Origin of the sequence: Stenotrophomonas sp. LST15-1-1.1, assembly GCF_040815575.1 — a bacterium.
Classification (GTDB): Bacteria; Pseudomonadota; Gammaproteobacteria; order Xanthomonadales; family Xanthomonadaceae; genus Stenotrophomonas; species Stenotrophomonas lactitubi_B.
This window is the reverse complement of sequence record NZ_JBFPNJ010000001.1, coordinates 1,147,790-1,166,405: the sequence shown is the minus strand read 5'-3', so window position 1 is coordinate 1,166,405 and position 18,616 is coordinate 1,147,790. Positions and strand designations below refer to the sequence as shown.

At 66.6% G+C, this 18,616-nt stretch carries 20 protein-coding genes and 1 tRNA gene; 12 read left to right on the top strand and 9 right to left on the bottom strand.

The features are described 5' to 3' along the window. Positions 1-214: 214 nt before the first annotated feature. The 5 genes from MRBLST15_RS05345 to MRBLST15_RS05325 form a co-directional block, all read right to left on the bottom strand. Positions 215-883, bottom strand: a complete 669-nt coding sequence (locus tag MRBLST15_RS05345; protein ID WP_367785415.1) for a YoaK family protein — start codon at positions 881-883, stop codon at positions 215-217. Between the two features lie 9 nt (positions 884-892). Next, positions 893-1,399 carry a hypothetical protein gene (locus tag MRBLST15_RS05340; protein WP_312705859.1) on the bottom strand — a complete coding sequence of 169 codons (507 nt, stop codon included), beginning with the start codon at positions 1,397-1,399 and terminating at the stop codon, positions 893-895. Beyond that, positions 1,396-2,796 carry a PhoH family protein gene (locus tag MRBLST15_RS05335; protein WP_025879446.1) on the bottom strand — a complete coding sequence of 467 codons (1,401 nt, stop codon included), beginning with the start codon at positions 2,794-2,796 and terminating at the stop codon, positions 1,396-1,398. The genes MRBLST15_RS05340 and MRBLST15_RS05335 overlap by 4 nt, the downstream gene beginning before the upstream one ends. 84 nt (positions 2,797-2,880) lie before the next feature. After that, on the bottom strand, positions 2,881-3,360 hold the full coding sequence (locus tag MRBLST15_RS05330) for a peroxiredoxin (protein WP_312705858.1): 480 nt from the start codon (positions 3,358-3,360) through the stop codon (positions 2,881-2,883). A 91-nt stretch (positions 3,361-3,451) separates the two neighbouring features. Next, on the bottom strand, positions 3,452-4,012 hold the full coding sequence (locus MRBLST15_RS05325; protein WP_025879444.1) for a glycine cleavage system protein R: 561 nt from the start codon (positions 4,010-4,012) through the stop codon (positions 3,452-3,454). Between the two features lie 164 nt (positions 4,013-4,176). Between MRBLST15_RS05325 and dapA the strand changes: the two genes are divergently transcribed. After that, positions 4,177-5,070 (top strand): 4-hydroxy-tetrahydrodipicolinate synthase, encoded by an 894-nt coding sequence (gene dapA / locus MRBLST15_RS05320; RefSeq protein ID WP_100464829.1) that lies wholly within the window; start codon positions 4,177-4,179, stop codon positions 5,068-5,070. Positions 5,071-5,102: 32 nt separating this feature from the next. Further along, the gene (locus tag MRBLST15_RS05315; protein WP_100464832.1) at positions 5,103-5,618 is read left to right on the top strand and encodes a hypothetical protein; all 516 of its coding nucleotides are present in this window, start codon (positions 5,103-5,105) and stop codon (positions 5,616-5,618) included. A 229-nt stretch (positions 5,619-5,847) separates the two neighbouring features. Here the strand turns inward: MRBLST15_RS05315 and fdxA are convergent, their stop codons facing one another. Beyond that, the gene (gene fdxA / locus MRBLST15_RS05310) at positions 5,848-6,171 is read right to left on the bottom strand and encodes a ferredoxin FdxA (protein ID WP_005409054.1); all 324 of its coding nucleotides are present in this window, start codon (positions 6,169-6,171) and stop codon (positions 5,848-5,850) included. 186 nt (positions 6,172-6,357) lie between these two features. On the opposite strand from fdxA, the gene MRBLST15_RS05305 reads away from it, so the two are divergent. Continuing rightward, positions 6,358-7,782, top strand: coding sequence for a sugar porter family MFS transporter (locus MRBLST15_RS05305; RefSeq protein ID WP_367785414.1), 1,425 nt, complete (start codon positions 6,358-6,360; stop codon positions 7,780-7,782). A 531-nt stretch (positions 7,783-8,313) separates the two neighbouring features. On the opposite strand, the gene MRBLST15_RS05300 is transcribed toward MRBLST15_RS05305, so the two are convergent. Next, positions 8,314-8,388: transfer RNA gene (locus MRBLST15_RS05300), tRNA-Glu, on the bottom strand. Between the two features lie 49 nt (positions 8,389-8,437). On the opposite strand from MRBLST15_RS05300, the gene pcnB reads away from it, so the two are divergent. The 7 genes from pcnB to pgi all read left to right on the top strand — a co-directional run bounded on the left by pcnB (position 8,438) and on the right by pgi (position 14,532). Next, complete coding sequence (gene pcnB / locus MRBLST15_RS05295; protein ID WP_100464839.1) at positions 8,438-9,817, top strand: polynucleotide adenylyltransferase PcnB; 1,380 nt, start codon at positions 8,438-8,440, stop codon at positions 9,815-9,817. Between the two features lie 3 nt (positions 9,818-9,820). Continuing rightward, complete coding sequence (gene folK / locus MRBLST15_RS05290) at positions 9,821-10,306, top strand: 2-amino-4-hydroxy-6-hydroxymethyldihydropteridine diphosphokinase (RefSeq protein WP_312705856.1); 486 nt, start codon at positions 9,821-9,823, stop codon at positions 10,304-10,306. Between the two features lie 34 nt (positions 10,307-10,340). Continuing rightward, the gene (panB, locus tag MRBLST15_RS05285; RefSeq protein WP_025878796.1) at positions 10,341-11,156 is read left to right on the top strand and encodes a 3-methyl-2-oxobutanoate hydroxymethyltransferase; all 816 of its coding nucleotides are present in this window, start codon (positions 10,341-10,343) and stop codon (positions 11,154-11,156) included. Beyond that, on the top strand, positions 11,153-11,992 hold the full coding sequence (gene panC / locus MRBLST15_RS05280) for a pantoate--beta-alanine ligase (protein ID WP_367785413.1): 840 nt from the start codon (positions 11,153-11,155) through the stop codon (positions 11,990-11,992). The genes panB and panC overlap by 4 nt, the downstream gene beginning before the upstream one ends. Before the next feature lie 66 nt (positions 11,993-12,058). Then, positions 12,059-12,553, top strand: coding sequence for a hypothetical protein (locus MRBLST15_RS05275; protein ID WP_265953228.1), 495 nt, complete (start codon positions 12,059-12,061; stop codon positions 12,551-12,553). An 87-nt stretch (positions 12,554-12,640) separates the two neighbouring features. Continuing rightward, positions 12,641-13,021 (top strand): aspartate 1-decarboxylase, encoded by a 381-nt coding sequence (gene panD, locus MRBLST15_RS05270; protein ID WP_004153087.1) that lies wholly within the window; start codon positions 12,641-12,643, stop codon positions 13,019-13,021. Continuing rightward, on the top strand, positions 13,018-14,532 hold the full coding sequence (pgi, locus tag MRBLST15_RS05265) for a glucose-6-phosphate isomerase (RefSeq protein WP_367785412.1): 1,515 nt from the start codon (positions 13,018-13,020) through the stop codon (positions 14,530-14,532). The genes panD and pgi overlap by 4 nt, the downstream gene beginning before the upstream one ends. A gap of 90 nt (positions 14,533-14,622) precedes the next feature. On the opposite strand, the gene MRBLST15_RS05260 is transcribed toward pgi, so the two are convergent. Together MRBLST15_RS05260 and MRBLST15_RS05255 are read right to left on the bottom strand one after the other, a co-directional pair. After that, positions 14,623-15,192 (bottom strand): response regulator transcription factor, encoded by a 570-nt coding sequence (locus tag MRBLST15_RS05260; RefSeq protein WP_032952096.1) that lies wholly within the window; start codon positions 15,190-15,192, stop codon positions 14,623-14,625. Beyond that, on the bottom strand, positions 15,189-16,409 hold the full coding sequence (locus MRBLST15_RS05255) for an ATP-binding protein (RefSeq protein ID WP_093819996.1): 1,221 nt from the start codon (positions 16,407-16,409) through the stop codon (positions 15,189-15,191). The genes MRBLST15_RS05260 and MRBLST15_RS05255 overlap by 4 nt, the downstream gene beginning before the upstream one ends. Positions 16,410-16,523: 114 nt before the next feature. Between MRBLST15_RS05255 and ispG the strand changes: the two genes are divergently transcribed. Together ispG and MRBLST15_RS05245 are read left to right on the top strand one after the other, a co-directional pair. Continuing rightward, entirely contained in the window at positions 16,524-17,789 is a 1,266-nt protein-coding gene (ispG, locus tag MRBLST15_RS05250) for a flavodoxin-dependent (E)-4-hydroxy-3-methylbut-2-enyl-diphosphate synthase (RefSeq protein WP_099820139.1), read from the top strand. Then, on the top strand, positions 17,770-18,519 hold the full coding sequence (locus MRBLST15_RS05245; RefSeq protein ID WP_312705852.1) for a phosphatase PAP2 family protein: 750 nt from the start codon (positions 17,770-17,772) through the stop codon (positions 18,517-18,519). Before ispG ends, MRBLST15_RS05245 begins: the two co-directional genes overlap by 20 nt. Positions 18,520-18,616 lie beyond the last annotated feature (97 nt).

Sequence of the window (18,616 nt, the reverse complement as noted above, 5' to 3'; positions counted from 1 at the left end):
GCGGGAGGCGGGGCGGTGTCGGATTGCGGGGACGCCGCAAGTACGTCTCTGTAGACTTGGCCGCGCCATCCATGGCGCGGACACCCCACAATCCGACACCGCCCCGCCTTCGACAGCTTCCCGATGACGGTCAGTAGATCCACGCCATGCGTGGATATGCGGAAATGATCGGAGGGACAACGTAGATTCACGCCATGCGTGGATGACGTATCGCTCAGCGCCGCCAGCGTGTCCACTGCTGGTAGGACACATAGCCGAGGCCGGTGAGTCCGGTCAGCAGGGCAGGGGCGAACAGGGCGTCGTACTGCCAGCGCACGAACAACCAGGCGCCGATGACGCCACCGGCGAGGAAGCCGCTGATGATCAGGCCGCTCAGGGTCAGGCGCCGTACCTGCAGCGGCAGTCCGCGCAGCAGGTGGCCGAGGCCGATGCCGAGATCGGTGAACATGCCGCTGAGATGGGTGGTGCGTACGACGGCGCCACTGAAGGTAGTGGCCATCGCATTCTGCAGTCCGCAGGCCATCGCGGCCGCCAGTGCGCCCCATATCTGATGCTGCTTGAACAGCGGAATGGCCACCAGCAGCAACAGTGATTCCAGCGCCAACGCTACGCCGTAGCGGCGGCCGAGCTGCAGTGCGCTGTCCTGGATCAGCAGTCCGCTGACCATCGCGCCCAATGAAAACGCGATCAGCAGACCCCACAGGTGCCCGACCGCGCGCCAATCCGCCTGCGCCAGCGCCATGCCGAGCTGGCTGGTGCTGCCGGTCATATGGCTGACCGCCTGGTGTTCAAAACCCAGGAAGCCGACCACATTGACCATGCCGGCCACGCACGACAGCGCGACCGCGCCGATCCAGACCCAGGCGGGCAGGCGGATTCCCATGGCAGGCCCTCAGGGCCCGCCGAAGCCGCCGTTGAACTGCAGCTCGTTGAAGGTGCCGCTGGCCGGATCGAAGACCGCGCCCCAGAACTGCGCGCCACCATCGCAGACCCGCACCGCTTCGCGGGCGGGTCGCAGACTGTTGTCTTCAGGCAGATGGAACGCGTTGATGTAGATCACCTGCTTTCCGTCCAGCTCGATGCCGACGTATTGGCGGTCGAAATCCATGACATGCGGCACCTGGGTTTCCAGCGTTGCCAGCTTCGCTTCCAGCTGGTCCACCTGCTGCCGGCTCGGTGCCCAGTAGCCGCTGACCCGCCCGGCCTCGCGGCCGGGGCTGGGTCGCGAGCAGGTGTCGAGCACCTGCGCGGCGATGATCGGGCGGGTGACCACCCAGGATTGGCCACTGCGTTCGGTGGTCGGCACGCTGGCCGGTCCCTGCGTGGTCGCGCAGGCACCGAGCAGCGTGGTGATGGCGACCGCCACCGATGGCAGCAGCAGACGGGTGCAACGGTTCACAACACCTCCGACGCGTAATCGGCCAGCCGCGAACGTTCACCGCGACGCAGCGTGATGTGCGCGCTGTGCGGCCAGTTCTTGAAGCGGTCCACCGCATAGGTCAGGCCCGACGTGGTTTCGGTCAGGTACGGGGTGTCGATCTGTTCGACGTTGCCCAGGCAGACGATCTTGGTGCCGGGGCCGGCACGGGTGATGAGCGTCTTCATCTGCTTGGGCGTCAGGTTCTGCGCCTCGTCCAGGATCAGGTAACGCGACAGGAACGTACGGCCGCGCATGAAGTTCATCGAACGGATCTTGATGCGGCTGGCGAGCAGGTCGTTGGTGGCCTGGCGGCCCCAGGTGCCGCCCTCCTGGTTGTGCGTCAGCACTTCCAGGTTGTCGGTCAATGCGCCCATCCACGGCGTCATCTTCTCTTCCTCGGTACCGGGCAGGAAGCCGATGTCCTCGCCGACGCTGACCGTGGCGCGGGTCATGATGATCTCGCGGTAGCGCTGCTGGTCCATCGTCTGCGCCAGGCCGGCGGCCAGCGCCAGCAGGGTCTTGCCGGTGCCGGCGGTGCCGAGCAGGGTGACGAAGTCGATCTCCGGGTCCATCAGTGCGTTGAGCGCGAAGTTCTGCTCGCGGTTGCGCGCGCTGATGCCCCACACGGCATGGCTGCCGTGGCGGAAGTCATCGACCAGGGACAGCACCACCTTGCCATCGCCGACGATCCTGCTGACGCGCAGTTCGACTTCGTCTTCGCCCGGCAGGTAGACGTACTGGTTCGGGTACCACTCTTCGCCGTCCTGGGCGAGGATTTCGTAGTGGGTGCGGCCTTTGTCACTCCAGCTGCGCAGATCCTCGCCGTGGCGCTTCCAGAAGTCCTCCGGAAGCTCGGTGGCGCCGGTGTAGAGCAGGCTGAAATCGTCCAGCGCACGGTCGTTCTCGTAATCCTCCGAAACGATGCCGGCGATGGCCGCCTTGATCCGCAGGTTGATGTCCTTGGAGACGAACACCACCGGGATTTCCGGCGTTTCTTCCTTCAGGGCCAGGATCGCGCCGAGGATGGCGTTGTCCGGGATGACCTTGCCAAAACTCTTGCCCGCGTCGAAATGGCTGGTCTGGAAGCGCAGCAGGCCTACGCTCTGCTTGCCGCGCAGCTGCAGGCCCTGCGGCCGCTGCAGCGGAATACCCTCGGCCAGGTTGTCCAGGCCCGAAGCCTGCACCAGCTCGTTGAGGAAGCGGCTGACCTGGCGCGCATTGCGGCTCGCTTCGGTCGTGCCCTTCTTGCCGTTGTCCAGCTCCTCGATCACCTGCATGGGCAGGTAGACATCGTGCTCCTCGAATTTGAACAGCGCGGTGGGATCGTGCATCAGCACGTTGGTATCCAGCACGTAGATGCGCTTGCCTCGGGTCATCATCGGTTCCTGGTTACGGACAGGGAAAAACCACCACGACCTGCTGCAGGGCAGGGTGGTGGCGGACAAAGTGGGCGATGGGACTCACTTGGACGGATTGGCCTTCAGTTCGGCAAGCACGGCGTCGGCATGGCCGGCGACCTTGACCTTGCGCCATGACTGCACGATGCGGCTGTCGGGGGAAATCAGGAAGGTACTGCGCTCGATGCCACGTACCTGCTTGCCGTACATGTTCTTCATCTTGATGACGTCGAAGGCGGTGCACAGCGCTTCGTCGGTATCACTGACCAGCGGGAACGCGAAGCCCTGCTTGGCACAGAAGTTGTCGTGGGACTTCACCGAGTCGCGGGAGACGCCAAGCACGACCGCGCCCGCCTTCCTGAAGTCGGGCAGCAGTGCGTTGAAGTCGATGCCCTCGGTGGTGCAGCCCGGGGTGCTGTCCTTTGGGTAGAAGTACAGCACCAGCCACTGGCCGGCGTAATCGCCGAGGGTGGCCTGGGCGCCGCCGGACAGCGCCAGCGGCAGGGAGAGGGTGGTGCTGTCCAGGGTATCGCCGTTGTTCATGAGGTCCTTCTGTCGAGCCTGGGTTCTTTCTACGACAATTGCATGAAACGCCACGCGCCCGTGAGGAGCGCGCGAAAAATCCGGGTTTCAATCAGAACTTCATCGGGTCCATGATCGCGTCCAGGTTCAAGTGGTCGCAGAACTCGAGGAAATCGTCGCGCAGGGCGGCGATGTGCATGTTGGCCGGCACGCCGATGGTGACCTGTGCGCTGAACATTTCCGCACCGGTCTGCATCGCGCGGTAGCGCGTGCTCTGCAGGGTCTCGATGGTGATGCCCTGTCGATCGAAGAAATCGGCCAGCTGGAACAGGATGCCCGGCTTGTCGGCAGCGATCACCTCGACGATGTACGGCAGCAGGTTGGACTGCGCCTGCTTGGCTTCGGTGCGGTACCAGACCAGCTTCAGGCCTTCCTCGCGCTCAAGCCGGGTCAGCATCGCTTCAAGCTTGGCGACCGAATCCCAGGAGCCGGTGGCCAGTGCGGTCACCGAGACATCGCGGCCCACGGTGGCCAGGCGTGCATCCACCAGATTGCATCCGCTGTCGGCGATGCGGCGGGTGACGGACAACAGGGGGGACTCCGGATGCGTCGTATAGGCGTTGATCAGGAGGTGGTTTTCGCTCGGCGCTGGGCGCGGGGTGGTGTCGGTCAAGGCGATTCCGGGTAATGCATGCGTTAGTCTGAATGCCCGCCAGAGGCGGGGATCCACCGGTGTCCAGCATACTTGCCCGTGCTTTCGCGCCGCAAGTAACATTCAGATCGCCCCCGCCCTTTCGTGGCGGGCGTTTTCCCTTCCCAGCCAAGAGCAGCACGTCCTTGTCCCTTTCCGGCCTCATCACCGCGCTGGCGACCCCCTTCCGGGCCGACGGCGCACTCGACCCCGACGGTTGGCAGCGCCTGCTGCACCTGCAGCTGGAGGGCGGCGTCCAAGGCGTTGTCGTTGCCGGCTCCACCGGCGAGGCAGCCACCCTGTCCGATGCGGAATACGACCAGCTGCTGGCCAGCGCCGTCGAGCGCATCGCCGGCCGCGTTCCGGTCCTGGCCGGCACCGGCCTGTCCGGCACCGCCAAGACCATCGAGCAGACCCGCCGCGCCGCCGCGCTCGGTGCCACCCACGCGCTGGTGGTCACCCCGCCGTACGTGCGGCCGACCCAGGCCGGCCTGATCGCGCATTACCGCGCGGTGGCTGACCAGGCCGGATTGCCGGTGGTGCTGTACAACGTGCCCGGCCGTACCGGCTGCGACATGCTGCCGGAGACCGTGGCCGAGCTCGCCAGCCATCCGAACATCGTCGGCATCAAGGAAGCGGTGGGTGATACCGGCCGCGTGCGCGCGCTGCTGGACCTGCGCAGCGCCACCTTCGCCGTGCTCACCGGTGATGACGGCACTGCCGCACGTTCGATCCAGGCCGGCATGGACGGCCTGATCTCTGTCGGCTCCAACGTGCTGCCCGGCGCCTACCGCCGGATGTGCGACCTGGCCGCTGCCCATGACCATGAAGCCGTTGAATCCTGGGATGCGCGCCTGCAGCCGTTCCACGACTTCTGCGGTGTCGAATCCAACCCGATTCCGGTCAAGGCGCTGTTGCGTCGGATCGGCATCGGTCACGATCTGCGCCTGCCGCTGCTGCCGCTTTCGGCTGCACACACGCCTGCCGCCGACCATCTCGCCGGCGATATCGCCGCTCTCGAAGCCCTTTCCAGCCACTGACCTTCCGTCTTGGTCTGATCCAGGAGATTCACATGCGCCAATCCGTTTCCGCCGTCCGCGTGCTGTCCTTCGCGCTCCTTGCCGTCGCCACTGTTGCGGGTACCACCGGTTGCTTCAAGCGTGGCGTCAAGGGCGACTACGCCCTGGCCCCGGAAATGCGTCCGCTGGAAGTGCCGCCGGACCTGAACCTGCCGGCAGGCGCCGGCAACAACCAGGTGCCGACCCTGAGCTCGGCGACCAAGCCAGCCACGCCGGCCGCCGCCGCTCCGGCGGTCAGCGCCACCGGCTTCACCGTTGCCGGCAGCAAGGATGAAGCCTTCGCCAAGGTCGGTACCGCGCTGGAAGGCGTGGAAGGCCTGACCATCGCCACCCGCGCGCAGCTGCTGGGCTCGTACGACGTGGCCTATGAAGGCAGCAACTTCCTGGTCCGCGTGGTCGCCGTCGACGCCGGTGCGTATATCTCCGCAGTCGACCCGCGTGGCCTGCCGGCCACCGCCGCAGCGCCGGTGAAGCTGATTGCCGCGCTGAAGGCGAAGCTGGCCCCGTAATGGCCGGTCCGGCGGGTGCGGACCTGCGGGTTCGTACCTGCCGTGGTAAAGGCCGATCTTGGCCGGCGTGCCAACCAAGGTTGGCACCTACCAAGGCCAGAACGGAAAAGGGCGCCCTGGGCGCCCTTTTTATTGCCTGCTGGTTGTACCTGTCGTGGTAGAGGCCGACCTTGGTCGGCGCTTTGTGCCAGCCAAGGTTGGCAGCTACCAAAGCAGCGCTGCCGGCGCCTCAGCGCTCCAGCAGCTTCAGCTTGTCCGGCTTGCCGTCCCACTCGCCCGCGTCGGCCGGCGGGTCCTTGCGTACGGTCAGTACCGGCCACTCCTTCGCCAGCTCGGCGTTGAGGGCGACGAAGCCTTCCTGGCCAGCGGGAACATCGTCTTCCGGGAAGATCGCGTTGACCGGGCACTCGGGTTCGCAGAGGGTGCAGTCAATGCACTCGTCCGGGTCGATCACCAGGAAGTTCGGGCCTTCGTGGAAGCAATCCACGGGGCACACTTCCACGCAATCGGTGTGTTTGCACTTGATGCAGTTTTCGGTGACGACAAAGGGCATGGGTAGGGGGCGGATCGCTTTCTGAACCTGCCAATTCTAGAACAGGTTGGCCCCCGCTGCCGGTTGCCGTGTGAAAGTGGGGCGGATTGGTGTCCGGAATGCCCATTTCGCGGCATGCCCGCCCTGTGCGACGCTGCCAGGGCCGCCGGCCCGCTTCGGTCGGCTCCCTTCCTTGCAGGATCCTTCATGTCGCCAGTCCAGCCCGGTGCCGCCTCAAATGGCGGTGAGAACACCGCCTTCATCGTCCTGATCAGTTGCGCAGCCACCTTGGGTGGTTTCCTGTTCGGTTTCGACAGTGGCGTCATCAATGGCACCGTCGACGGCCTGCGCCAGGCCTTCAACTCCAGCGAGGCCGCGCTCGGCTTCGAGGTCGCCTCGATGCTGCTGGGGTGCGCGATCGGCGCGTTCGCGGCCGGCTGGCTGGGCGACCGGCTGGGACGTCGCGGCGTGTTGATCGTGGCGGCCGTGATGTTTCTGGTGTCGGCGCTGGGCGCCGGCGCTGCACACGCGTCCTGGCTGTTCGTCTGCGCACGCGTGCTCGGCGGATTCGCCGTCGGTGCGGCCAGCGTGATGTCGCCGGCCTACATCGCCGAAGTCGCGTCGGCGCGCTATCGCGGCCGGCTGGCGACCGTGCAGCAGATGGCGATCATCTGCGGCCTGTTCGCGGCGTTCCTCAGCAATTATCTGCTGGCCCGGGCGGCGGGCGCCTCCACCGAGCCGCTCTGGCTGGGGCAGGAGGCGTGGCGCTGGATGTTCTGGATGCAGGCGCTGCCGTCGCTGTTGTTCCTGCTGTTGCTGCTGGTGATCCCGGAAAGCCCGCGCTTTCTTGTGATGAAGGGCCGGCAGGCGCAGGCGAGGGCGGTGCTTGGCCGTTTGTACGGTGAGCGTGCCGCGGCGAACAAGCAGACCGAGATCGAAGCGAGCCTGGCCCAGGACCAGCACAAACCGCGATTCGGCGACCTGCTCAGCAAGGCTACCGGCAAGCTGCGCCCGATCGTCTGGGTCGGCATCGGCCTGGCGATGTTCCAGCAGCTGGTCGGCATCAATGTGGTTTTCTATTACGGTGCCGTGCTCTGGCAGGCGGTGGGGTTCTCCGAAAGCGACGCGCTGCTGATCAACGTATTGTCCGGTGCGCTGAGCATCGGAGCGTGCCTGCTGACGGTGGTGCTGATCGATCGCATCGGCCGCAGGCCGCTGCTGTGGGTCGGTTCGGTCGGCATGTCGGTGGCGCTGGTGCTGATGGTGGTTGCCTTCGCCAGTGGCAGCCTGGCCGATGGTCGCCTGCAGCTGTCCGACGGCATGGGCCGGCTGGCGCTGGTGGCGGCAAATGTCTACGTGGTGTTTTTCAACATGTCCTGGGGCCCGGTGATGTGGGTGATGCTGGGCGAGATGTTCCCGAACCAGATCCGCGGCCCGGCGTTGGCGGTGGCCGGTGCGGCGCAGTGGACGTCGAATTTCGCGATCACCGTGACCTTCCCGATGCTGCTGGCCGGCATCGGCCTGGCCGGTGCGTACGGCATCTACACCGTCGCGGCGATCCTCTCGATCATCTTCGTCATCCGCTACGTGCGCGAGACCAAGGGCAAAGAGCTGGAGCAGATGGAAGGCTGACGTGTGCCTGGCTTCGGTTGCATTTCGTCGGCGCCTGATTGTCGTCGATAGCGAAGGCGGGGCAGCCCAAGCCGGGACACGCCGTAAACCCATCCCTGGGGGCTCGATGGCGCCATCCATGGCGCCAACGGTCCCGGCTCGGACTGCCCCGCCTTCGCGCCCGGCCATACGGCTTCGGCGGATGCTTCAAAGCCTGGTGCCGAGTCTGTTGCGGCCGCCGTCGCGGGAAATTGTCAGGAGGGGGCGGGCCGCCCTTTCCTGGACCGTTGGCGCCAAGGGTTCGGCGCATGCGCCGGACGGGCTGGGCAGGACGCCCAGCCCAGGTCTTGCCGAGTGCGCAGGACAGCGCACGCGAGCAAGGCGCCATCGAGACCCCATGGATGGGTTCACGGCGTGTCCTGCCCTGGGTGACCCCGCCGGCTCAAGCCGATAGCAGGGAGGCGCTCAAGCGACCAGCCCCGTCGATGACACGATTCCGGAAAACAGAAAAGCCCGCTCAAGGCGGGCTTTTTCGGTTCCTGCTGCGGCGACTGGTGCTCCCTAGGGGACTCGAACCCCTGTTTTAGCCTTGAGAGGGCCACGTCCTAACCACTAGACGAAGGGAGCAGTGTGTCGCTGCCGGTGCAGGAGCGCTAGTATATGCACCTCGATGCCATTGGGCAATCCCGAAACTTCAACCGGAAGCGCCAACATCATTTCCTCTGCTACATCACCGTTCAGCCTGCGCGTCATCCCGCGCGACCAGCACACGATCTCCCGCAAGGACATCAGCCCGAACGCTTTGCGCGTGCTTTATCGACTGCGCGATGCCGGCTTCGGCGCCTACCTTGTCGGCGGCGCGGTGCGCGATCTGCTGGTCAATGGCCAACCCAAGGATTTCGACGTGGCCACCGATGCCACGCCCGAACAGGTCAAGCAGTTGTTCCGCAACTGCCGCCTGATCGGCCGCCGTTTCCGCCTGGCCCATGTTGTGTTCGGCCGCGAGATCATCGAAGTCGCCACCTTCCGTGCCAACATCGATGACGGTAGCGGCGACCGCGAGATGGAAAACGGCATGCTCGTGCGCGACAACGTGTACGGCAGCATCGAAGACGACGCCATCCGCCGCGACTTCACCTGCAATGCCCTGTACTACGCCATCGAGGATTTCTCGGTGCGTGACTACACCGGTGGCTTCGAAGACGTGCAGGCACGCCTGATGAAGCTGATCGGCGATCCGGTGCAGCGCTACCAGGAAGACCCGGTGCGCATGCTGCGTGCGGTCCGCCTGGCGGCCAAGCTCGGCTTCCAGATCGAAGAGGGCACCGCCGCACCGATCCCGCAGCTGGCCGGCCTGCTCAATGAAGCCGCACCGGCGCGCCTGTTCGAGGAAGTCCTGAAGCTGTTCCTGTCCGGGCACGGCGTGGCCAGCTTCGAAGGACTGGAGCGCTATGGCCTGTTCGACGTGTTGTTCCCGGAAAGCGCCAAGGCGCTGAAGTCGAACCGTACCGGTGCGCTGCGCCGCATGGTGGTCGAGGGCCTGGCCAACACCGATGCACGCGTGGCCAATGACGAGCCCGTGTCGCCGGCGTTCCTGTTCGCGCTGTTGCTGTGGCCGGCCTATTGCCGCGCGCAGGCAACCCTGCTCAAGCAGGGCGTGGCGCCGGAAGAGGCGCAGCGTCGCGCCGCAGACCGCGTCACCGTGCAGCAGTTGAGCACCATCGCATTGCCGCGCCGATTCTCGCTGCCGATGCAGGAAATCTGGCTGCTGCAGGCGCGCTTCAGTTCGCGTCAGCGCAAGCGCGTCATGCGCACGCTCAGCCACCCCCGTTTCCGTGCCGCCTTCGATTTCCTGTCCCTGCGCCAGGTGGCCTCGGCAGAGCACGAAGCCGACGTCGCGTTCTGGCGCGAAGCGCAGGCGCAGTCCGGACATGAGCTGGATTCGTCGCTGGATTCGCTGCACAGCGAGGCCGGCGATGAGGAAGGTGGGGCGCCGCGCAAGCGTCGTCGTCGCCGTCGTCGTCCTGATGGCGCCGCTGCCGGTGCTGCCGAGTAATCGATGACCGCTGCCTGGATCGGGCTGGGCGCCAATCTTGGCGACGCAGCCAACACCGTCCGCGCGGCCATCGCCGCGCTGGGCGACCTGCCCGGAACCCGGCTGACGCAGGCGTCGCGGTTGTACGCGACGCCTGCATGGGGAAACGAGGACCAGCCGCCCTTCGTCAATGCGGTGGCCTCGGTCGACACTGACCTGTCCGCTGTCGCACTGCTGCAGGCCATGCTCGCGCTGGAGCAGCGCTTCGGCCGCGTACGCGACCCTGCCGTGCACTGGGGCCCGCGTGCGCTGGATCTGGACCTGCTGCTGTTCGGCGAGCAGGTGCTGGACCTGCCCGAGCTGAAAGTGCCGCATCCCTACCTGCACGAGCGGGCGTTCGTGTTGGTGCCGTTGGCCGAAATCGCCGCCGATCTGGCCATTCCCGGCCATGGCCGCGTGCGGGATGCAGTGATGCGGGTGGATGCCTGCGGGATCGCGCCGTTAGGGTGATAATGCCCGGGTTATCTCCCCCGGTTATCAGCACATGAGCACCCACGCAGACAGCAAGCCCTGGACCGTTCCCGCCTTGGCCGAGGCCAAGCGCAATGGCCAGAAGCTGGTCATGTTGACCGCCTACGATGCAGGCTTCGCCCGCACCTTCGATGCCAATGGCGTCGACCTGATCCTGATCGGCGATTCGCTGGGCATGGTCGTGCAGGGCCACGATTCGACCCTGCCGGTGACCGTCGCCGACATGGTCTATCACACCCGCGCAGTGGCGCGCGTGCTGCAGCGCGCGCTGCTGATCGCCGACCTGCCGTTCGGTGCCGACGCCACCCCGGAACGCGCGCTGGATGCTTCGCTGCAACTGCTGCAGGCAGGCGCGGAGATGGTCAAGATCGAAGGCGCCGGCTTCAAGGTCGACATCATCCGTTACCTGGTCGAGCGTGAGATTCCGGTCTGTTCGCACCTGGGCCTGACCCCGCAGTCGGTGCTGCGCCTGGGTGGCTTCAAGATCCAGGGCCGTGGCGATGCCGCGCGCCAGCTGGTGGACGACGCCAAGGCCGTTGCCGAGGCGGGCGCCAGCATCATGGTGCTCGAATGCGTGCCGACGCCGGTTGCCGCTGCCGTCACCGCGGCCGTTCCCGTGCCGACCATCGGCATCGGTGCTGGCCCGCAGTGCGACGGCCAGGTGCTGGTGCTGCACGACTTCCTCGGCCTGGACAGTGGTCACCGTCGTCCGAAGTTCGTCAAGGACTTCCTGGCCGAAGGTGGCTCGGTGGCCGGTGCCACCCGTGCCTACGCCGATGCCGTGCGCGATGGCAGCTTCCCCGACGAAGAGCACGCGTACGCCCAATGATCCAGACCTTCAACGAACTCGGTGCATTGCGCGCGCAGATCGCGCAGTGGAAGGGCGAGGGCCTGCGCGTGGCGCTGGTGCCGACCATGGGCAATCTGCATGGCGGGCACCATGCGCTGATCACCCTGGCAAAGCAGTACGCCGACAAGGTGGTGGCCAGCATCTTCGTCAACCCGACGCAGTTCGGGCCGAACGAGGATTTCAGCCGCTATCCGCGCACCCCCGAAGCCGATGTGGCCGGGCTGGAGCAGGTGGGCTGCGATGCGGTGTGGCTGCCCAGCGTCGAAGCGATGTACCCGCTGGGCGTGGACAAGACCACGCAGATGCATGCGCCCGGCGTCAGTGAAGTGCTGGAAGGCGCCAGCCGCCCGGGCCATTTCGATGGCGTGTGCACGGTGGTGGCGCGGCTGTTCCTGCAGGTGCAGCCGGACGTGGCCGTGTTCGGCCGCAAGGACTACCAGCAGTTGGCAGTCATCAAGCAGATGGTGGCCGAGTTGTCGTTCCCGATCCAGATCGTCGGTGCCGAGATCGTGCGGGATGAGGATGGCCTGGCCAAGAGCTCGCGCAACCAGTACCTCAGCGCCGAGCAGCGTCCCTTGGCGACCACGCTTCATCGCACCCTGCTGGGCATGCGCGAAGGTTATGTCGTCGGGCACGGCCGTGAACGCATCGAGGCCGACGCCGTCGCTGCGCTGCAGGCGGCCGGTTTCCAGGTCGACTACGCGGTGCTGCGCACCCCGGAACTGGCCGAACCGACCTTTGATGGCGGTGGCCGCGTGGCCCTGATCGCCGCCCGCTTGGGCACCACCCGGTTGATCGACAACCTGGAGTTCTGAGCCGCATGCGGCTCAGGGGCGCCCGCAGCGGGCGCCTCTCACCTTCCCATGGACGGGAGACTGGAAATGAATACCCCCACCACTACCGGCCGTCTTGCCCGGGCCTCGATCCTGGCGGTACTGGCCGCCGGCATGGTGCCGGCCCAGCTGATGGGCGGCCTGTTGTTCGCGCTCGACTTCGCGCGTACGCCCGTACCGGCACTCACCGGCGGTGCGCTGATGTTCGTGCTGTGCGTGTGCAACGCCATCGCGGTGTTGCTGCCGATGGCGCTGATCCTGCGGTCGCAGGGGCGCCTGCGCCGGACTGCCTTCCTGATCGTGGGGTTCGGGCTGGGCGCGCTGGCCATGGCGACCTGCGCCTGGCCGGGTGCGGACAATGGTCCGCTGCTGCAGCGCCTGCGCTATGTCGATACCTTCGACGTGATCAGCTACGGTCTGTCGGTGCTGGCCGCGGGCGGTTTCGGCCTGGTCGCCGGGCTGGCCTTCCATACGGTGTTCGGCCTGTCGCTGCAGGGCGCCTGCGGGCATGCCCCGGCAGCGCTACCGGAAGAGGGCGCCTGAACGGTCTTCAGCGTCCCGTCCCAGCCCCCTGATGACGGCCAAGCGGGTGCTAGAATCCGCTCTTTCCTTTGCCGTTGCAGCGCCCCCATGCACCTGTCCCTGCTCAAGACCAAGATCCACCGCGCCACCGTCACCCATTCCGAGCTGAACTACGAAGGCTCGATCGCCATCGATGACAACCTGCTGGCTGCCACCGGCATCCGTGAATTCGAGCAGGTGCACATCTGGGACGTGACCAACGGTGCGCGCTTCTCGACCTACGCGATCCGCGCCGAAGCCGGCAGCGGCGTCGTCTCGCTCAATGGGGGCGCCGCGCGCCACGTGCAGGTCGGTGACATCATCATCATTGCCGCCTTCGCCAGCATGACCGAGCAGGAAGCCGACAGCTTCAAGCCGAAGCTGGTGTACGTGGATGGCAACAACCAGATCTCCCACACCAACGACACGATCCCGACCCAGGCCGCATGACAACGAACAACGGATTCGACTCGCTGCATTCCCACGCCCAGCGCCTGAAGGGCGCAAGCATCCCCAGCCTGCTCGCCGCCGAACCCGGCCGCGTACAGGACCTGGCGCTGCGGGTCGGTCCGTTGTATGTCAACTTCGCCCGGCAGAAATACGATGCCGCGGCGTTGCAGGCACTGTTGGCGCTGGCTGCCGAACGTGATGTCGGCGGCGCCATCACGCGCCTGTTCCGTGGCGAGCAGGTCAATCTGACCGAAGGCCGCGCCGCACTGCACACCGCACTGCGCGGCGACGTGGTCGATGCGCCGGTTGCCGCCGAGGCCTATGCCACGGCCCGCGAAATCCGCCAGCGCATGGGCGTGCTGGTGCGCGCACTGGAAGACAGTGGCGTGACCGATGTGGTCAGTGTCGGCATCGGCGGTTCCGATCTCGGTCCGCGTCTGGTCGCCGACGCACTGCGTCCAGTCACTGGCGCTCGCCTGCGCGTGCATTTCGTGTCTAACGTGGACGGCGCTGCCATGCAGCGCACGCTGGCCACGCTGGATCCGGCGAAGACCGCCGGCATCCTCATTTCCAAGACCTTCGGTACCCAGGAAACCCTGCTCAACGGCCAGATCCTGCACGATTGGCTGGGTGGCAGCGAGCGCCTGTACGCGGTCAGCGCCAATCCGGAACGCGCCGCCAAGGCCTTCGCCATCGCCGCCGAGCGCGTGCTGCCGATGTGGGACTGGGTAGGGGGGCGCTATTCGCTGTGGTCGGCCGTCGGTTTCCCGATCGCACTGGCCATCGGCTTCGAGCGTTTCGAGCAGTTGCTGGAAGGCGCCGCGCAGATGGATGCGCATGCGCTGGACGCGCCGCTGGAGCGCAACCTGCCGGTGCTGCACGGCCTGACCGACATCTGGAACCGCAATCTGCTGGGCTCTGCCACGCATGCGGTGATGACCTACGACCAGCGCTTGGCGCTGCTGCCGGCCTACCTGCAGCAGCTGGTGATGGAAAGCCTGGGCAAGCGCGTGCAGCGCGATGGCCAGCCGGTCACCACCGACACCGTGCCGGTGTGGTGGGGCGGTGCCGGCACCGATGTGCAGCACAGCTTCTTCCAGGCCCTGCACCAGGGCACCAGCATCATCCCGGCCGATTTCATCGGCTGCGTGCACAACGATGATCCGTATACGGTCAATCACCAGGCGCTGATGGCCAACCTGCTGGCGCAGACCGAAGCGCTGGCCAACGGCCAGGGCAGTGACGATCCGCACCGCGATTACCCGGGTGGCCGCCCGAGCACGATGATCCTGCTCGACGCGCTCACCCCGCAGGCGCTGGGCGCCTTGATCGCGATGTACGAACACGCGGTGTACGTGCAGTCGGTGATCTGGAACATCAACGCTTTCGACCAGTTCGGTGTCGAACTGGGCAAGCAGCTGGCCAGCGGCCTGCTGCCCGCTCTGCAGGGTGAGGATGTCGAGGTCAACGACCCGCTGACCCGTGCGCTGCTGGCCCAGCTGAAGGGCTGACGCGGGCGGGGAATGCCGCCGGGCATGGCCCGGCGCTACCCTTCGTTACGCCGGTAGCTCCGGGCCATGCCCGGCGGATATGACGCCGCGTTACCGGCTCGGATCGCGCTCCGGGCTCGGCCGCTTGGCCAGCTTTCGCTGCAGCGAACGCCGGTGCATGCCGAGCAGGCGCGCGGCGGCCGACACGTTGCCGCCGGTTTCGTGCATCGCCTGCTGGATGTGCTCCCACTGCAGGCGGCTGATCGGGGTCATCGCATCGGGCACTTCCATCTCGCCGTCATCAGCGGGGCCGTCGTCTTCCTCGCCCAGCGCGCGCAGGATCATCGGCACTGTGGAGGGCTTGGGCAGGTAGTCGTCCGCACCCAGCTTGATCGCTTCCACTGCGGTGGCGATGCTGGCATAGCCGGTCACCAGCAGGATCCGCATGTCCGCACGCAGCGCGCGCAGCGGCTGGATCAGCGCCAGGCCGGAATCGCTGCCCAGCTTCAGATCGATCAGTGCGAACGCTGGCGGATGCTGGCGCGCCAGTGCCAGTGCGCTGGCGGCATCCTGTGCGGTCTGCGTCTCCAGCCCTTTGCGGGCCAGGCTGCGCTGCAGCGTGCGCAGGTAGAGTTCGTCGTCGTCGACCAGCAGGCCAAGGGTGGAAGCAGTCATGGTCATTCCTCGCGGGGGGCCAGCGGCAGGCGGAAGCCGACGCGGCTACCGGCCCCTTGGGCCGGGCGCATCCACATCTCGCCGTCCAGGCGTTCGATGGTGGCATGGGACAGCGCAAGACCGACGCCCATGCCTTCACTCTTGCTGCTGCCGAACAGCTTGCCCGGCAGCACGGCGGCGCGGGCGTTGAAGCCATGGCCGTAGTCGCGCACTTCGCCGATCAGGTCGTCGCCTTCGATGCGCAGGCTGAGGTCGACGCGCGGTCGTCCGGCCTGCTCGCCGGCGTCGGCGGCGTTGTTCAGCAGCACCATCAGCAGGTGGCCGACGCCGGGGTCCAGTGGCAGGCGCAGCGGTGCGTCGTCGTTGCGGTGCAGGTCGATGGTCGGGCGCACCAGCCGCCATTGCTCCAGCACCTGCTGGGCCGTGGAGTGGGCGCGCCCGGGGCGGTCGTTGGAGGCCGGCGCGGCCAGTGCCAGCACACGCTCGCGGCACTGCACCAGCAGCTCGCGCAGGGTTTCCATGTCCTCGCGCACTTCCGGTTCTTCGCTGCGCTCGGCCACGTCGTCGGCAAGCAGGGTCATCGTCGCCAGCGGCGTGTTCAGTTCGTGCGCCACCGAGGCCGCATGCGTGGCCAGGGCGACGATGCCTTCGTTGCGCGCGAAGCGTTCGCGCAGCGCCGACAGTTCCAGCTCGCGCTCGCGCAGGGCGATCGCCAGCCGGGTGGAGAAGATCAGCACCACCGCAGCGGACAGCAGGAAGGTGGCGATCACGCCCCAGCGATTGAGGTCCAGTGCGTTGAAGTAGCCGGCCGGCAGCGGTTGCCCAAACAGTCCGCTGGCGGCATAGCCCAGCAGGCAGGCGCTGGCCACGGCCAGGGCCCAGCGCAGGGGCAGGGCGAACGCGGCCAGGGCGATCAGGATCAGGAACAGCGAGCCGAACGGATTGGCGATGCCGCCGCTCCAGCTGACCATCCAGGTGAGGATGATCACGTCCACCAGGATGTGGCCGAAGGCGGTCAGCGGCGCGGTATCGGCCGGTTCCGGGCGCAGTTGCGTATACAGGTTGAATACGGCAAGCACGGCCACGCCCGACCACAACGGCAGTTGCGGCAACGGCAGTCCCAGCACCCAGGTGGCGACCAGGATGGTGGCCGCCTGGCCAGCCACGGCCAGCCAGCGCAGGCTGCACAGGGTTCGGAGAAACGGGGCGTCGGGACCAGTCATTCGCGCCCATCGTATGCGTTCGCGGGGATGCCTGCCTGCGACAATCGGCCGCAGCCGCACTGTCGCCTGAATGCGACACACCCGCAAGGTCGGGGCGGGCGTTAGAATGCCCGCATGCATGACGCCGTCACCCGCCCTACAGCCCCCTCCGATGCCACTGCCTGGCCCCGTCGCCTGACCCAATCGGTCCAGATCGGTGGAGTCACCGTGGGCGGTGGCAAGCCGGTGGTGGTGCAGTCGATGACCAACACCGACACCTCCGACGTGGCGTCCAGCGTGAAGCAGGTCGCCGAGCTCTGGCGCGCCGGCTCGGAAATGGTGCGCCTGACCGTCAACACCGTCGAAGCGGCCGCGGCGATCCCGCGCATCGTCGACAAGCTGGCGATGATGGGCATCGATGTCCCGCTGATCGGCGACTTCCACTACAACGGCCATCAGCTGCTGACGGCCGAACCGGCCTGTGCCGAAGCGCTGGCCAAGTACCGCATCAACCCGGGCAACGTGGGCTTCGGCAAGAAGAAGGACCTGCAGTTCGCCCAGCTGATCGAGTTCGCCATCCGCTACAACAAGCCGGTGCGCATCGGCGCCAACTGGGGCTCGCTGGACCAGGCCCTGGCGGCGAAGCTGATGGACGAGAACAACCATCGCGAACAGCCCTGGGACGCCGGCCGCGTGCTGCGCGAGGCGCTGATCCGTTCGGCGCTGGATTCGGCAGAGCAGGCCGTGGACATCGGTCTGCCGCGCGATCGCATCATCCTTTCGGCCAAGGTCAGCGGCGTGCAGGAACTGATCGCGGTCTACCGCGACCTGGCCCAGCGTTCGGACTTCGCCCTGCATCTGGGCCTGACCGAAGCCGGTATCGGCAGCAAGGGCATCGTCGCCTCGGCGGCGGCGCTGAGCGTGCTGCTGCAGGAAGGCATCGGCGACACCATCCGCATTTCGCTGACGCCCGAACCGGGCCAGTCGCGTACGCAGGAAGTGATCGTTGCCCAGGAACTGCTGCAGACCACCGGGCAGCGCGCGTTCACCCCGCTGGTCACGGCCTGCCCGGGCTGCGGCCGTACCACTTCGGAGTTCTTCCAGGAACTGGCCAAGGTGGTGCAGAACCACGTGCGCGAAAAGATGCCGCTGTGGAAGATCCAGCACCCGGGTGCGGAGAACATGACCCTGGCGGTGATGGGCTGCGTGGTCAACGGGCCCGGTGAGTCGCGGCATGCCAACATCGGCATCTCGCTGCCGGGTACCGGCGAAGCGCCGTCGGCACCGGTGTTCGTCGATGGCGAGAAGAAGGTGACCCTGCGTGGCGAGAACATCGCGCAGGAATTCGTCGCCCTGATCGATGATTACGTTGAACGCACCTATGTCCGAAGCGCCGGGTAAGCCGACGATCCTCGCTGCACCGGAGCCAGCCTCCGGTTTCCGCCACTGGATGGCGCGCAATGCCTGGCGGCTGCTGTTGCTGTTTGCCGGTGTGCTGCTGCCGCTGGCCGGATTCGTCGCATTGGCCGACGAAGTGCATGAGTTCGAGTCCTTCCATTTCGATGCGCCGCTGCTGTGGCAGATGCACGGCCTGCATTCGCCGTGGCTGGACCGCATCTTCGTGCTGCTGTCGAAACTGGGTTACGAGTGGTTCCTGATCCCGGCCGATGTGCTGATTGTCGGCGCACTGGCCTGGCACCGGCGGTGGCGCGAAGCGACCTTCGTGGCCGTGAGCTTTGTAGGGTCCGCGCTGCTGAACATGGGCAGCAAGCACTTCTTCCAGCGTGACCGGCCCAGCCTGTGGGAATCGATTGCGCCGGAATCCACGTTCAGTTTCCCCAGCGGCCACGCGATGGGCTCGATGACCCTGGCGGTCACCCTGATGCTGCTGGCCTGGAATACCCGCTGGCGCTGGCCGGTGCTGCTGCTGGCGCCGTCGTTCAGCCTGCTGGTAAGCGTTTCCCGGGTGTATCTGGGGGTGCATTACCCCTCGGACATCCTGGCCGGATGGTGTGCCGCGCTGGTTTGGGTGGTAGGGTGCTATCTGGTCATGTTCAGCCGCCGTCATCCATGGCGACGGCACGGTTCGCCGCCAGCGACGGCCAGCGAAGCGATCACGCAAGGGGAGTGACGTGGATGCCCTCCCAAGGGCGTCTACCTGAGGGACGGGTTGTTTCGTTGTAACGGGTTCTGCAGGGTCAGGGGCACGATCAGTGCGTGAAGAATGT